Origin of the sequence: Agrobacterium sp. YIC 4121, from assembly GCF_002008205.1 — a bacterium.
In the GTDB taxonomy this organism is placed as follows: Bacteria; Pseudomonadota; Alphaproteobacteria; order Rhizobiales; family Rhizobiaceae; genus Agrobacterium; species Agrobacterium leguminum.
The window spans coordinates 494,682-508,373 of record NZ_MRDI01000001.1; the positions used below are offsets into that span (position 1 = coordinate 494,682).

Here is a 13,692-nt window from a genome sequence, read left to right on the forward strand (position 1 = left end):
GGAAGCGGACATGAAAAAGGGCCGCTGGCGATACCAGCGGCCCTTTTTATTTGAGACGGAAATGGCGCGTCAGAATTCCGTCCAGTCATCCTGCGCCAGCGCGTTTGCGCCGCTGGTTCTCGGACGGGCGCGGGGCGCGGCCGGGCGGCCCGACGCCTGGGTCGGAGCGGCGGGTGCGCGCATTGCCGCCGCCGTGGCGCGCAGTTGCTGGCTGGAATGGCCGCCGGAAACAGAGAAACCGGCAACGAGCGACTTCAGCGTTTCGGCCTCGCTGTTCAGCGTCACACTCGCAGCGGTAGTTTCTTCCACCATCGCCGCATTCTGCTGGGTCACCTGATCCATCTGGGTGACGGCGGAGTTGATCTCCTTGAGGCCGACTGCCTGCTCGCTGGCGGAAGCGGAAATCTGCCGTATCAACTGGTTGATCTGCAGAACCTGATCGGCGATCTTTTTCATCGTCTCACCGGCCTTGCCGACCAGCTGGACGCCCTCGCCCACCTGCATGGCCGAGGTGTTGATGAGACCCTTGATCTCCTTGGCGGCAGTGGCGGACCGCTGCGCCAGTTCGCGCACTTCCTGTGCGACGACGGCAAAGCCCTTACCGGCATCACCGGCACGGGCGGCTTCCACGCCCGCATTCAGCGCCAGGAGGTTGGTCTGGAAGGCGATCTCGTCGATAACCCCGATGATGCGCGAGATTTCGGCCGAGGATTGCGCGATGCCTTCCATGGAATTCACGGCCTGCTGCACGACCTCACCCGACTTGCCCGCATCGTCGCAGGCATGGCTGACGGCTCCGGCCGCCTCTGCGGCGTTTTCCGCGCTGGAATTAACCTGCGCGGTCAGCTCATTGAGGGCGGCAGCGGTTTCTTCCAGGCTTGCAGCCTGCTGTTCCGTGCGATGCGAAAGATCGCTGGCGGCGCGGGTGATCTCGCCCGTGCCGTTGCCGATGCTGACGACGGTTGCGTTGACGGTGGAAACCGTTTCCTCAAGGCTCGCAAGCGCCGAGTTGAAGTCTTCGCGCAGCTTCGCATATTCGCCGGGGAACTCGTCCTCGATGCGGTAGGTGAGATTGCCCTGCGAAAGCGCATTGAGACCAGCACCCAGCACGCCGACAATGTGCTGCTGCATCCGGCTGTTTTCAGTACGCTCGGATTCCGAGCGCTGGCGCGCCGTTTCCGCGTGACCACGCTGGGCCTCGGCTTCGGCCTCCATCTCGCGGATGCCGGCAAGCTTCGCGCGGAAACCTTCAAGCGCAGTAGCCACGGCACCCGTTTCATCCCGGCGCTCCTGTCCGGAAACGGGCACATCGTAGCGACCGTCGCTCAGCGTCCTGACGTCGGACACCAGGGAGGCAAGCGGATTGCGGACGAAATGGCGCACGGCGAAATAAAGCGCGGTGATGACGGCGGCGAGAATGACGATCGCGCCGATGATCATCATGTAGGTCTGTTCCTGAACCGGTGCGTTCAGGGCCTGATGGGGAATATCCACCAGCACCACCCAGGTCGCGTTGAGACCCGGAACGGCGAAGGGATAAACGAGACGATTATAGGGCGCGTCCGTATCGAGGCCGAGATTTTCGATGAGGCCCTGCTTGCCGGACGTGATCGCCGCCTGAACGGTGCTTGCACCGTCTCCGTCATAGGCTTTCATGTTCTGCGCGGGCGTCGGCGGCACCAGCCACTGGCCACCCTGCGAAACGAGCGTTACGCGGCCGGTCTCAAAAGGGTGCAGCGCCTGCAGCTTCTGCGACAGCGAGGCCAGCGAAATATCGACACCCGCCACGCCGATCATCTTGCCGTCCGACATGACCGGATAGGCAAGCGAGGTCATGGTTGTGGGTACTTCCGTGCCCTCTGCGAGATAGGGCTGGGTAATGGCGCCCTTACCGGATTTGGAAGCGAGCGCATACCATTCCGCCGCATAATCATTCTTGAAGGTCGAGAACTGGATGTCGCCCTTCTGGGTCTTCGACCAATAGGGCGCAAACGCACCGTTTTCATTGGTGCCGAGATCAAGCCTGCCCGCAATCTCCTTGCTCTGCCCGTCAAAGAGACCGAGCTGCTCGCAGAACCAGCTTCCGAAAGCGAAGGCATTCTGCTCGACATTGGCCTTGAGGATGTTGACGATGCCGGGGCGATCCATCGATTTCGCCTGATGCGCACGGCCGATGACGCCGGCCATGGAGCGCGCGGCGCTGCCAAGTTCACCGACATCGGCGGCGATTACGTTGGCGATGGCGCGGGCTTCCGTATTGGCCTGATCCATGGTCAGCGCGTGCACGCGCTCACTGGTCTGGGAGATGAGGAAAGAATTGGATGCAACGAGAACCGTGGTGATGGCACAGCCGGTTACGAGGATCAGCTTGGTCGCAAGCGACTTCACTTTGAGATTGAACATTTAGGCCCCAATGGAAATCGTCAACCCGAAGGAGCTGACGTCAACGGATGACAATCTCCGTCATGGAGGCCCGTCCGCATGGGACAGTGCGCTGCAGCGCGACGGGGCAAAATTAGAATATGATTGCTAATTAAGCCCTAATATTACTTCGCCGCGCCGTGCATCTTCAATGTTCGTAGTAGTCGGAAATGATTTTCCAGGCATCGTCCGCCGTTTCGGCAAAGTGCAGGAGATTCATATCCTCGGGAGCGATGGTGCCGAAATCCGCCAAAAACTCAAAATTGACGACGGATCGCCAAAACTTTTCTCCAAAAAGAATGAGAGGGATCGGGGCCATTCGCTTGGTCTGGATCAGCGTCAAAGCCTCGAAAAGCTCATCCAGCGTACCAAAACCGCCGGGGAAAACCACCACGGCCTTCGCCCGCATCAGGAAGTGCATTTTCCGGATCGCGAAATAGTGGAAATTGAAGCTCAGTTCCGGCGTTACATAAGGGTTGGGCGCTTGTTCGTGCGGCAGGACGATATTGAGGCCGATGGAGGGTCCTCCGGCATCCATGGCGCCTCGGTTACCCGCCTCCATGACGCCGGGACCGCCGCCGGTGACAACCACATATTCCAGGTGACCGGATTTCGCGCCGTAGTCGGTGCAAAGGCGAGCGAATTTGCGCGCTTCGTCGTAATAGACCGAGGATTGCTCCAGATTGCGCTTCTGCGTCTCATTGCGCGCCGCCCAGGCTTCGCCGCCGGGTTCGGGAATGCGGGCGCCGCCGAACATGACGACGGTGGATTTGATGCCGCGCTCGGTCAGCGCCATTTCCGTCTTCAGCAGTTCCAGTTGAAGCCTGACGGGGCGCAATTCCTCGCGGCAGAGGAAATCCATGTCCACATAGGCGAGGCGATAGGACGGGGAATCCGACTGCGGTGTTTTTTGAACGACCTCGGCCTGCTGCTTGTCCACGGCACTGCGCTTCAACGGGTCCCATACCCCGTCCTTGCGCCGCAACTTGCCGTTTTTCAGTCGTGTCATTTCCATGCCTTTCGTCTGACGCGCCAAATCACCCAAATCACATTGACGCCTTTCCAACACTCCCTTAGATCAAATGACCAAAGCCTTCCAGCGGCGCGGGACCATCCGTGACCACGAACACCACGCGACTTTAAGGAATTTTCCATGAGCCTTACGGATCTCACCTCCCTCGAAACCATCATCGAAACCGCTTTCGACAACCGCGATGGTGTGAACGTATCGACGAAGGGCGAGGTTCGCGACGCCGTGGACACATCTCTTCAACTTCTCGATAGCGGCAAGGCACGCGTGGCCGAAAAGCAGGCTGACGGAAACTGGAAGGTGAACCAGTGGCTGAAAAAGGCCGTGCTTCTCTCCTTCCGCCTGAACGACATGGAGATTGTTACCGGCGGACCGGGCGAATCCACCTGGTGGGACAAGGTGCCGTCGAAATTCGAAAACTGGGGCGAAAACCAGTTCCGCGCCGCCGGTTTCCGCGCCGTGCCGAACGCCGTCGTGCGCCGCTCCGCCTATGTCGCCAAGAACGTGGTGCTGATGCCTTCCTTCGTCAATCTCGGCGCCTATGTCGATGAAGGCACGATGGTAGACACCTGGGCAACCGTCGGCTCCTGCGCGCAGATCGGCAAGAATGTGCACCTCTCCGGCGGCGTCGGCATCGGCGGCGTTCTGGAGCCCTTGCAGGCGGGCCCGACGATCATCGAGGACAATTGCTTTATCGGCGCCCGTTCGGAAGTCGTCGAAGGCTGCATCGTGCGTGAAGGCGCCGTTCTCGGCATGGGCGTCTTCATCGGCAAGTCCACCAAAATCGTCGACCGCGCCACCGGTGAGATCACCTATGGCGAAGTGCCGCCCTATTCCGTCGTCGTTGCCGGCACCATGCCGGGCAAGCCTTTCCCGAACGGCGAACCGGGCCCGAGCCTTTATTGTGCCGTCATCGTCAAGCGCGTCGATGAAAAGACCCGCTCCAAGACCGGCATCAATGAGCTTCTGCGCGACTGATATAAAGCGACTGCCATGACCACGACCGATCCCGTTGCCAATCTCGCCGCCCTCATCCGTTGCCCTTCGGTGACGCCTGCGGAAGGCGGCGCGCTTTCCCTGCTCGACACCCTGCTTTCACCGCTTGGTTTCCAGGTGGACAGGATGGTGGCGAGCGAGGCGGGAACGCCTGACGTGGAGAACCTTTACGCCCGGCTCGGCACCGAAGGTCCGCATCTGATGTTTGCCGGCCATACGGATGTCGTTCCGGTGGGCGATGAGGCCGCATGGAGCCATCCGCCCTTTGCGGCTGAAATCGCCGGCGGCGAAATGTTCGGTCGCGGTGCAGTGGACATGAAGGGCGGCATCGCCTGTTTCGTTGCCGCCATCGCCCGCCATATTGAAAAACACGGCAAACCGCAGGGCTCCGTTTCCTTCCTGATTACAGGCGATGAGGAGGGCCCGTCGATCAACGGCACCTCCAAGCTGCTGGAATGGGCGGCCGCCAAGGGCGAGACCTGGGATGCCTGCGTGGTGGGCGAGCCGACCAATCCCGACCAGCTTGGCGACATGATCAAGATCGGGCGCCGGGGATCGCTTTCCGGCCGCATCACGGTCCATGGCGTGCAGGGCCATGCGGCCTATCCGCATCTCGCCGACAACCCCATTCGCGGGCTGCTGCAACTGACCCATGCGCTGATGCATCCGCCCTTCGATCATGGCACCGACGATTTCCAGCCCTCCAATCTGGAAGTAACGACCGTCGATACAGGCAATGCCGCCACCAATGTAATCCCGGCGCGGGCGACGGCCTCCTTCAACATCCGTTTCAACGATACGTGGACTGCAGAGAGCCTGCGCGCGGAAATCATCCGCCGCCTCGATGCCGCCGCGGCGGAAGGCGAGCTTCGCCCCGACCGTGCACCGGTGAAATACGATATCGTCTGGGCCGACCGCCCGGCCCATGTCTTTCTTACCCGGAACAATGCCCTCATCTCGTCGCTTTCCGGCGCGGTGGAAGCCGTGACGGGCAAGGAACCGAAGCTTTCGACCACCGGCGGCACCTCGGATGCACGCTTCATCAAGGATTATTGCCCGGTGGTGGAATTCGGCCTCGTCGGGCAGACCATGCATATGGTCGATGAGCGTGTGGCGGTTGCCGATCTCGAGACGCTGACGCGCATTTACGAGACCTTTATCGAACGCTGGTTCGCCCATGCCGACGGCGAGTGAAATAAGGCTCTATCTGACGGGCCTGTGGCTTCTGCTGCTCGGCGACCATAATGGCGCTCGTTATCTGGACCTTTCAGAGCGCGGCATGTGGCGGTCCTTCTATTCCGCCCTCTGGTGCCTGCCCGCCATGCTGGTTTCCTGGCTGTGGCTGCGCGCCGCCTTCCTCGCCAGCTATCCGCCCGGCACCGGAACGGGCTTTATCTTCTTCTTTCGTCTGGCAATGGTCGAGGCGATCTGCTGGATCGTGCCGCTACTGTTGATCGGCATGCTGCTGTTTGCCTTCGGCGCACGGGAAAAATTCGCGCCGCTCGTCACCACCATGAACTGGCTGTCGCTGCCCTTTTCCTACGCCTATGCGGTTCTGATCCTGATCGCATTCTTCCTGCCGCCCTTGCAGGGGCTGATCGCCATTCTCTGGCTGGCGCTGCTTCTGTCGCTGGTCTTCGCCTTCTCGCGAATTGTGCGGTTCTTCATCCGCGACCAGTCACTGCTCGTCTCGGCCATCGTCATGACGCTGCTGGTGCCCGGCATGCTTCTGTCAGAAGCGCTGCAGCGTTTTCTCGGCGTTTATCCGGCCTGAGAGCCGGCGTGGGTTTTAGCGGTCAATCCGCGTCCTCAGCCATATCGGCTTCAGGGTACCTGCGACGCGGCGGAATGACGTCGGGATAATCCACCTGCATGAAGTAGAGACCGTCCGGCGGTGCGACCGGGCCGCAGGCCTTGCGATCGCGCGCCTCCAGTGCGGCGCGCACATCCTCGGGCGTCGTCGTGCCTTCGCCCGCCAGTTTCAGCGTGCCCGCAAAAGAGCGGATCTGGTTATGCAGGAAGCTCTGCGCGGTCGCACGTATCTCGATGAGATCGCCGGTGCGCGTCACATCCAGCCGGTCGAGCGTGCGCACCGGGCTGTTCGCCTGACAATGCACGGAGCGGAAGGTCGTGAAATCATGCCGGCCGACGAGCATCTGGGCGGCTTCATGCATGCGCTCATGGTCCATGTCCTTCGAAACCCACCATGCCCGCTTGTGCTCCAGCGCCAGCCGGGCCTTGCGGCAGATGATGCGGTAAAGGTAGTGCCGACGAAGGGCGGAAAACCGGGCGTCGAAATCCTCGGTCACGGAAGCAGCATCGAGGACGGCCACGGCTTCACCCGCCATGGCGAGATGCGCATTGAGCGCGTTGCGAAGCTTGTAGGGCTCCCAGTCTCGGGAAAGATCCACGTGGACGACCTGCCCGACGGCATGCACACCGGAATCGGTGCGGCCGGCGCCGCGAATGGAGACGCTCTCTCCCGTCAACGAGCGAACCGCAGCCTCCAGCGCACCCTGAACCGAGGGGCCGTTATCCTGTCTCTGCCAGCCATAATAAGGCGTGCCGTCATATTCGACGGTCATGCGGAAACGTGGCATCAGCCGAGCCTCGTTGTGGTCGGAACCGGTGTGCCGCGCACGAAATCGGCCGCCGACATCGGCTTGCCGCCCGCCTTCTGCAGACGGGTGAGCCGCACGGCGCCGCTGCCGCAGGCAATGGTAAGGGCATCATCGAGCGCCGCACCCGCTTCTCCCATACCGCTTGCCAGTGCAGAGGCCAAAACCTTTACGCGCTCCGCCTTGCCGCCAATGTCCATTTCCAGCCATGCACCGGGAAACGGCGAAAGGCCGCGAATGTGGTTATGCACGTCCTGCGCCGGCCTCGAAAAATCGATGCGGGTCTCGCCCTTGTCGATCTTCGCGGCATAGAGCACGCCTTCTTCCGCCTGCGTGACGAGCGGCAGGTCGCCGGTTTCCAGCTTGTCCATAGCCTGCCGCATCAGCCGCGCACCGGCCAGCATCAGGCTATCGTGCAATTCTCCGGCGGTCATGTTCTCATCGATCGTGACCCTGGCGGTCAGCGCGACGGGGCCGGTATCGAGCCCCTTTTCCATTTTCATGACCATCATGCCGGTCTCGGCATCGCCGGCCATGATCGCCCGCTGGATGGGGGCAGCGCCGCGCCAGCGCGGCAGCAGCGAGGCGTGGCCGTTATAACAGCCAAGGCGCGTGCCGCTGAGGATCGCTTCCGGCAGCAGCAGACCGTAAGCCACGACGACCGCAACATCGGCATTGAAATCCCTGAACTGCTGTCGGTCTTCCTCTGCCTTGAAGTTCACCGGCGTCAGCACAGGCAGGCCCAGCAGTTCGGCGGCCTGATGCACCGGTGACTTCTGCAGATCGAGGCCACGGCGGCCGCCGGGACGCGGCGGCTGGGTGTAGACCGCAGCAATCTCGTGGCCGGCCTCCACCAGTGCACGCAGGGTGGGAACGGAAAAATCCGGCGTACCCATAAAAATGACGCGAAGAGCCATCGTCGCCCCCTGCCCCGTCGTCCATTCCGGTCCACAGAGGACGGATCAGATCTTTGCGCGGGCCGCTTTCGTGAATTTCTTGATGACCATGTCGCGCTTCAGCCGCGAAATATGGTCGATGAAGAGAACGCCGTTCAGGTGATCGATCTCGTGCTGCAGGCAGGTGGCGAGCAGGCCGTCCGCCTCGACCGTCTGCTGCTTGCCGTCACGGCCGACATATTGCACCGTGAGCGACGCGGGACGCTCAACCTCGGCGTAATAATCGGGGATGGAGAGGCAGCCTTCTTCATAGGTCGAGACATCGTCCGACACCTTGAGGATTTCCGGATTGATGAAGACGATCGGGGTCTTTTCCTCGCCTTCACGCGCAACGTCGATCACCAGCATGCGGCGCGCCACGCCGATCTGAATGGCGGCGAGGCCGATACCCGGCGCATCATACATGGTTTCCAGCATGTCGTCGGCAAGACGCAGCACCTCGGCATCCACCTTTTCGATGGGCTTCGATTGCTGGCGCAGCACGGGATCGGGCAAAATGATAAGCGGTTTGATGGTCATGGCTTCCCATAACGTATCTCTTGCGCGGAGGAAATAAAAAACACGAGGTTCAATCAGCCTCCGGCATCCGTCCCGCCCGACTCATTTCCGCCGCAGGAATGTTCTTGTTTTGATCTTCCGAATCACAAGAAACCTGCTAGATTTAATTATGAGCATAGATTTCTCCGTTCTCCTCGATCCCGCGTTACGGGCCGGCTCCGTCGACATCAGCTTCGGCGCGCTGCTCGCGGCTCTGGTTTTCGGTCTGGTCACGACCTGGCTGGTGACGGCGAACCGTGCGAAAAAAGCAGGAGCCGACGGCGAAATCTCCGACCTCCTGAAAACACAGTCCGAACTGCATGGCCGCATCGCCGCCATGGCGGAAACGCTCGGCACCCGCCAGACCGAGATGAGCCAGACGCTGAACCAGCGCCTCGACGGCATGTCGCAGCGCCTTGGCGAAACACTGACGGAGCAGACCCGGTCGACGCATGAGAATCTGAGCCGCCTGCAGGAGCGCCTCGCGGTCATCGATGCCGCGCAGGGCAATATTCAGGATCTGGCCAAGGACGTCGTCGGGTTGCAGGCCATCCTTTCCAACAAGCAGACGCGCGGCGCCTTTGGACAGGCCCGCATGGAGACGCTGATTGCCGATGCGCTTCCGGCCGGGGCCTTCCAGTTGCAGCCGACGCTTTCGAACGGTTATCGGCCGGACTGCACCATCAAGATGCCCAACAATGCCCCGCCGCTCGTCATCGACGCCAAGTTTCCGCTGGAGGCGTGGAACGCCATCAAGGCGGACGAGACGCCCGAAACCAAACGCGCCGCCGTGCAGCAGTTCCGCCGCGATATGGAGGTGCATATTCGCGATGTCGCCGAGAAGTATCTCATTCGCGGCGAAACCCAGGATACGGCCTTCATTTTCGTGCCGTCCGAATCGATCTTCGCCGATATCCACCAGCACTTCGAATATCTGGTGCAGCGCGCTCACCGCGCCCGCGTCGTCATCGTTTCGCCGTCACTTCTGATGCTGTCGGTACAGGTCATCCAGTCCGTGCTCAAGGATCAGCGCATGCGCGAGCAGGCGCATCTCATTCAGGGTGAAGTGGCATTGCTGATGGACGATGTGCGGCGGCTGGACGACCGGACGCGCAAGCTGCAGGCCCATTTTGGATTGGCGCAAAAGGATATCGACATGATGCTGATCTCCTCCGACAAGGTGCTGGCGCGCGGCCAGAAAATCGAAGGTCTCGATTTTTCACCGACGGAAAAAGAGACGTCGCATGGGGAAATAGAGCAGGCTCGACGCTTTGCCGAGAACAGGGCGGGAACGGCAAAGTTGCGGGTGGTTGACGACGAGTGATCCGCTCGGGCAAAGTCGCCGCCTTGCTTGAATTCTATACGGATACGCCCTCCATGATTACTGTTTTCGGCTCCATCAACATGGACCTCGTCGCCACCGCCAAACGCCTGCCCAAGCCGGGTGAAACCGTGACGGGCGAGACCTTCTCCACGGCCGCCGGCGGCAAGGGAGCCAACCAGGCGCTGGCCGCACGGCGTGCGGGCGCCACGGTCAAGATGGCAGGAGCTGCGGGCGATGACACCTTTGCCGCGCCGGCGCTGACATTGCTGCGCGACGCCGGCACCGATCTCTCACTCGTGAAGACCACGCCCGGCCCTACCGGTACGGCAGTGATCCTTATCGGCGAAGGCGGGGAAAACATGATCTCGGTCATTCCCGCCGCCAATGGTGAAGTCTCCGCATCCGACGCCGCGAAAGCCCTGGCGGAAATGTCGGCGGGCGATATTTTGATGCTGCAGTTCGAGATACCCGCGCCCGCTATCGAAGCGGCGCTGACGGCTGCGAAGGCAAAGCGCGTCACCACCGTCATCAATACTGCGCCACTGACCGCCGATGGGCCGCGGCTTGCGGGCCTTGCCGATATCGTCATCGCCAATGAAACCGAGTTCGAATTGCTGATCGGAAAGAACGGCCTTTCCGGTTCTGAGCGGGAAACCGAACTGAAAGCCCTGCATGACAGGACCGGCCAGACATTGATCGTGACGCTCGGTGCCGATGGCGTGATCGCCATGCGCAACGGCAAGGTTTTCCGGGCTTCCGGCCTCAAGATCGAACCGGTCGATACGGTCGGTGCGGGCGACACCTTCTGCGGTTATCTCGCCGCGAGCCTCGATCAGGGTATGGATTTCGAAAGGGCGCTGAAGCGAGCCGCCGTCGCAGGCTCACTTGCCTGCACCCGCGCCGGCGCCCAGCCTTCCATTCCGCTTGCCGCGGAAGTGGATGCGGCACTCTGAGGGATCAGCCGCTCAACGACGAATGAAGGTGAGATAGGCCGAGCTGCGGCCTTCTCTTTTCGCCTTGTTCTCATAACGCGTTCCCGGCCAGTTGGCGTAGGGCGTGCGCCAGTCATCAGCACTCGTCGCCGTCCATTCGAAGCCGCCATGGCGGGCGCAATGCTGCAGCGTCCAGTTCACGTAGGTATCGATATCGGAAGCGAAGCAGAACTTTCCGCCGGGTTTCAGCACACGATGGAAACGGGCGAGGTTGACGTCTGAAACGAAACGACGCTTCCAGTGCTTCTTCTTCGGCCACGGGTCAGGATAGAGAAGGTCGATATGATCGATCGATCCCTCGGGCAGCCAGTCCAGCAATTGCGTCGCATCATCGTCGTAAAGGCGGATATTCATCAGCTCGCGTTCACGCACGGCGGCGAGCAGCTTGGCCATGGAATTGACGAAGGGCTCCACGCCGATGAAACCCGTCTCCGGGTTTTCAACCGCGCGGTGGGCGAGATGCTCGCCGCCGCCAAAGCCTATCTCCAGACGGATCGACCGCACATCCGCGGGAAAAAGAGCGGCGAGATTTTGCGGCGGGGCGCTTTCCAGATCGATTTTCAGCAAAGGCAACAGGTTCTCGATTGTATCGACCTGCTGATTGCGCAGGGGCTTGCCCTTGCGTCTGCCAAAAAACGCTTCCGTCGCGCGCGAACGCCGTTCTTCCGTCATCTCATACTCTCAAGAACAAATAGACTTAACCCGCACAGCGCCACATGAGGCACTGTGCGGGTTACAAAATTGGTGACGGTATCTCTCAATCGCCGTCAAATAACAAGCGCGATATCTGGTTGACGCATTTTCCGGACGTAAAACCGCTACGCGATTTTACCGGAAATGCTTCAAGCGCTCAAAGCTTCCTTGAGCGGCTTCACCAGATCGAGCTTCTCCCATGAGAAGGAGCCGTCACGGCCGGCCTTGCGGCCGAAATGGCCGTAGGAAGACGTCTTGGCGTAGATCGGCTTGTTGAGATCGAGATGACGGCGGATGCCCGACGGCGACAGGTCCATGACCTTGCGGATCGCGGCCTCGACCTGATCTTCGCTGACCTTGCCGGTGCCATGCAGATCGACATAAATCGACAGCGGCTGGGCGATGCCGATTGCGTAGGAAATCTGGATCGTGCAGCGCTCGGCAAGACCGGCAGCCACGACGTTCTTGGCGAGATAACGGGCGGCATAGGCGGCGGAACGGTCAACCTTGGTCGTGTCCTTGCCGGAGAATGCACCGCCGCCGTGGGGCGCTGCGCCGCCATAGGTGTCGACGATGATCTTGCGACCCGTCAGGCCGGCGTCACCATCGGGACCGCCGATGACGAACTTGCCGGTCGGGTTGATGTACCACTGGCAATCGTCAGCGATCTTCAGGTCGCCCAGAGCTTCGCGAATATAGGGCTCGACAACGGCGCGAACCTTCTTCGAATCCCAGCTTGCATCGAGATGCTGCGTGGACAGAACGATGGATACGGCTTCCGCCGCCTTGCCGTCGACGTAACGAACCGTGACCTGGCTCTTGGCGTCGGGGCCGAGCTTGGCCGCCTCGCCTTCGCCGCTTTTACGGGCGGTGGCGAGCAGCTGCAGGATGCGGTGAGAATAATAGATTGGAGCCGGCATGAGGTCAGGCGTTTCCTTGCAGGCGTAACCGAACATGATGCCCTGGTCGCCGGCGCCCTCGTCGCCCTGCTTGTCGGAGGCGTTGTCCACGCCCTGCGCGATATCAGCAGACTGCGGATGCAGGAGAACGTCGATCTTGGCGGTCTTCCAGTGGAAACCATCCTGCTCGTAGCCGATGTCGCGGATCGCCTTGCGGGCGGCGGACTTGAACTTCGAGGGGTTGATGACCGGGTGGCCAGCGGCGTCCTTGAGGACCTTGCCGTCCTTGTCCTTCTTCAGAAGCGTATCGGGAACCCGAACCTCACCGGCGATAACGACGCGGTTGGTCGTCGCAAGCGTTTCGCAGGCAATGCGCACGGTCCACGGGTCAACGCCCGTCTTGGACGCTTCACGATAGATGAGATCCACAATTTCATCGGAAATACGATCACAAACCTTGTCCGGATGACCCTCGGCCACGGACTCGCTGGTGAACAGATAATTGGCACGCATGCGGGATTCCCCTCAAAGAACGGTCTTGGAGTTTGTTAGTCATTTCGGCCGTGAAAAACAAGGACACAACCACATAAATATATCTTTATGTGAGAATTCCTTTCCAATCGGGCACAAAAAAACGGTCCTTGCGGACCGTTGAGTGCCCGGCATCCCGTGCCGGAAATTTTCTGCGTCGCGCGGGCTGCGCTTACTCGGCGTCACCTTCGGCGGCGAGCGCCTTGACGAGATCGACGAGACGGCGGCGAACCTTCGGGTCGGCGATCTTCACGAAGGCGCGGTTCAGCTGCAGACCTTCAGCCGAGGACAGAAAGTCGACCACATAGTTGGAGCTCGACGCCTCCGCCATGCCGGGTGTGCCGCCAGCCTGATCGCCGGGTGCATCTTCGAAAAAAAAGGAAACGGGCACATTAAGGATCGCGGAAATATTCTGGAGGCGGCTGGCGCCAACGCGGTTCGTGCCTTTTTCATACTTCTGGATTTGCTGAAAGGTAATTCCGAGACTTTCACCCAGCTTCTCCTGGCTCATTCCGAGCATGGTTCTGCGAAGGCGAATTCGGCTTCCGACATGAATGTCGATGGGGTTAGGCTTTTTCTTATTCTCGGTCATCATGCGGTCCTGACACTCGGAAAGGGTTGATATCTCGCTTCATTACTATTCGAAGAAATGAGTCGGCAATTCGACAGCGTCTAAACTTGTTTTACGACTGACG

The 13,692-nt window shown here is 60.8% G+C and carries 13 protein-coding genes; 5 read left to right on the forward strand and 8 right to left on the reverse strand.

Going from position 1 to position 13,692, the window contains the following annotated elements; all coding sequences use genetic code 11:
- Window positions 1–69: 69 nt before the first annotated feature.
- Complete coding sequence (locus BTE54_RS02525; protein ID WP_078051321.1) at window positions 70–2,403, reverse strand: methyl-accepting chemotaxis protein; 2,334 nt, start codon at window positions 2,401–2,403, stop codon at window positions 70–72.
- Between the two features lie 166 nt (window positions 2,404–2,569).
- Window positions 2,570–3,430 carry a TIGR00730 family Rossman fold protein gene (locus tag BTE54_RS02530; RefSeq protein WP_065654856.1) on the reverse strand — a complete coding sequence of 287 codons (861 nt, stop codon included), beginning with the start codon at window positions 3,428–3,430 and terminating at the stop codon, window positions 2,570–2,572.
- 144 nt (window positions 3,431–3,574) lie between these two features.
- Here BTE54_RS02530 and dapD point away from each other — a divergent pair, with 144 nt between their 5' ends.
- The 3 genes from dapD to BTE54_RS02545 are packed head-to-tail and all read left to right on the forward strand — an operon-like array spanning window position 3,575 to window position 6,221.
- Window positions 3,575–4,429, forward strand: a complete 855-nt coding sequence (dapD, locus tag BTE54_RS02535; RefSeq protein ID WP_059759385.1) for a 2,3,4,5-tetrahydropyridine-2,6-dicarboxylate N-succinyltransferase — start codon at window positions 3,575–3,577, stop codon at window positions 4,427–4,429.
- Between the two features lie 15 nt (window positions 4,430–4,444).
- A complete protein-coding gene (gene dapE / locus BTE54_RS02540; protein ID WP_078051323.1) occupies window positions 4,445–5,641 on the forward strand; it encodes a succinyl-diaminopimelate desuccinylase in 1,197 nt (398 codons plus the stop codon).
- Window positions 5,625–6,221 (forward strand): hypothetical protein, encoded by a 597-nt coding sequence (locus BTE54_RS02545; protein WP_003520047.1) that lies wholly within the window; start codon window positions 5,625–5,627, stop codon window positions 6,219–6,221. The genes dapE and BTE54_RS02545 overlap by 17 nt, the downstream gene beginning before the upstream one ends.
- 22 nt (window positions 6,222–6,243) lie before the next feature.
- Here BTE54_RS02545 and truA read toward each other — a convergent pair whose 3' ends face one another.
- From truA to def, 3 genes are read right to left on the reverse strand one after another with little or no spacing between them, the layout of a single operon-like run.
- Complete coding sequence (truA, locus tag BTE54_RS02550) at window positions 6,244–7,047, reverse strand: tRNA pseudouridine(38-40) synthase TruA (protein WP_078051324.1); 804 nt, start codon at window positions 7,045–7,047, stop codon at window positions 6,244–6,246.
- Window positions 7,047–7,982 carry a methionyl-tRNA formyltransferase gene (gene fmt / locus BTE54_RS02555; RefSeq protein WP_078051325.1) on the reverse strand — a complete coding sequence of 312 codons (936 nt, stop codon included), beginning with the start codon at window positions 7,980–7,982 and terminating at the stop codon, window positions 7,047–7,049. The genes truA and fmt overlap by 1 nt, the downstream gene beginning before the upstream one ends.
- 45 nt (window positions 7,983–8,027) lie before the next feature.
- Complete coding sequence (def, locus tag BTE54_RS02560) at window positions 8,028–8,540, reverse strand: peptide deformylase (RefSeq protein WP_003503724.1); 513 nt, start codon at window positions 8,538–8,540, stop codon at window positions 8,028–8,030.
- Between the two features lie 148 nt (window positions 8,541–8,688).
- On the opposite strand from def, the gene BTE54_RS02565 reads away from it, so the two are divergent.
- Both BTE54_RS02565 and BTE54_RS02570 read left to right on the forward strand, forming a co-directional pair.
- A complete protein-coding gene (locus BTE54_RS02565) occupies window positions 8,689–9,882 on the forward strand; it encodes a DNA recombination protein RmuC (protein WP_003520050.1) in 1,194 nt (397 codons plus the stop codon).
- 53 nt (window positions 9,883–9,935) lie between these two features.
- Window positions 9,936–10,835 (forward strand): ribokinase, encoded by a 900-nt coding sequence (locus BTE54_RS02570; protein ID WP_065654857.1) that lies wholly within the window; start codon window positions 9,936–9,938, stop codon window positions 10,833–10,835.
- A 12-nt stretch (window positions 10,836–10,847) separates the two neighbouring features.
- Here the strand turns inward: BTE54_RS02570 and trmB are convergent, their stop codons facing one another.
- From trmB to BTE54_RS02585, 3 genes are all read right to left on the reverse strand, one after another.
- Window positions 10,848–11,546 carry a tRNA (guanosine(46)-N7)-methyltransferase TrmB gene (gene trmB / locus BTE54_RS02575; RefSeq protein WP_078051327.1) on the reverse strand — a complete coding sequence of 233 codons (699 nt, stop codon included), beginning with the start codon at window positions 11,544–11,546 and terminating at the stop codon, window positions 10,848–10,850.
- 170 nt (window positions 11,547–11,716) lie between these two features.
- Complete coding sequence (gene metK / locus BTE54_RS02580; RefSeq protein WP_003520054.1) at window positions 11,717–12,979, reverse strand: methionine adenosyltransferase; 1,263 nt, start codon at window positions 12,977–12,979, stop codon at window positions 11,717–11,719.
- Between the two features lie 190 nt (window positions 12,980–13,169).
- Window positions 13,170–13,589 (reverse strand): helix-turn-helix domain-containing protein, encoded by a 420-nt coding sequence (locus tag BTE54_RS02585; protein ID WP_003520055.1) that lies wholly within the window; start codon window positions 13,587–13,589, stop codon window positions 13,170–13,172.
- Between the last annotated feature and the right edge of the window lie 103 nt (window positions 13,590–13,692).

Bases quoted from the DNA above. Each gene is read 5' to 3' on its own strand.
- BTE54_RS02570 (WP_065654857.1), top strand. From the start codon at position 9,936: ATGATTACTGTTTTCGGCTCCATCAACATGGACCTCGTCGCCACCGCC.
- metK (WP_003520054.1), bottom strand. From the start codon at position 12,979: ATGCGTGCCAATTATCTGTTCACCAGCGAGTCCGTGGCCGAGGGTCAT.
- dapE (WP_078051323.1), top strand. From the start codon at position 4,445: ATGACCACGACCGATCCCGTTGCCAATCTCGCCGCCCTCATCCGTTGC.
- BTE54_RS02525 (WP_078051321.1), bottom strand. From the start codon at position 2,403: ATGTTCAATCTCAAAGTGAAGTCGCTTGCGACCAAGCTGATCCTCGTA.
- def (WP_003503724.1), bottom strand. From the start codon at position 8,540: ATGACCATCAAACCGCTTATCATTTTGCCCGATCCCGTGCTGCGCCAG.
- trmB (WP_078051327.1), bottom strand. From the start codon at position 11,546: ATGACGGAAGAACGGCGTTCGCGCGCGACGGAAGCGTTTTTTGGCAGA.
- fmt (WP_078051325.1), bottom strand. From the start codon at position 7,982: ATGGCTCTTCGCGTCATTTTTATGGGTACGCCGGATTTTTCCGTTCCC.
- BTE54_RS02530 (WP_065654856.1), bottom strand. From the start codon at position 3,430: ATGACACGACTGAAAAACGGCAAGTTGCGGCGCAAGGACGGGGTATGG.
- dapD (WP_059759385.1), top strand. From the start codon at position 3,575: ATGAGCCTTACGGATCTCACCTCCCTCGAAACCATCATCGAAACCGCT.
- BTE54_RS02565 (WP_003520050.1), top strand. From the start codon at position 8,689: ATGAGCATAGATTTCTCCGTTCTCCTCGATCCCGCGTTACGGGCCGGC.
- BTE54_RS02545 (WP_003520047.1), top strand. From the start codon at position 5,625: ATGCCGACGGCGAGTGAAATAAGGCTCTATCTGACGGGCCTGTGGCTT.
- truA (WP_078051324.1), bottom strand. From the start codon at position 7,047: ATGCCACGTTTCCGCATGACCGTCGAATATGACGGCACGCCTTATTAT.
- BTE54_RS02585 (WP_003520055.1), bottom strand. From the start codon at position 13,589: ATGACCGAGAATAAGAAAAAGCCTAACCCCATCGACATTCATGTCGGA.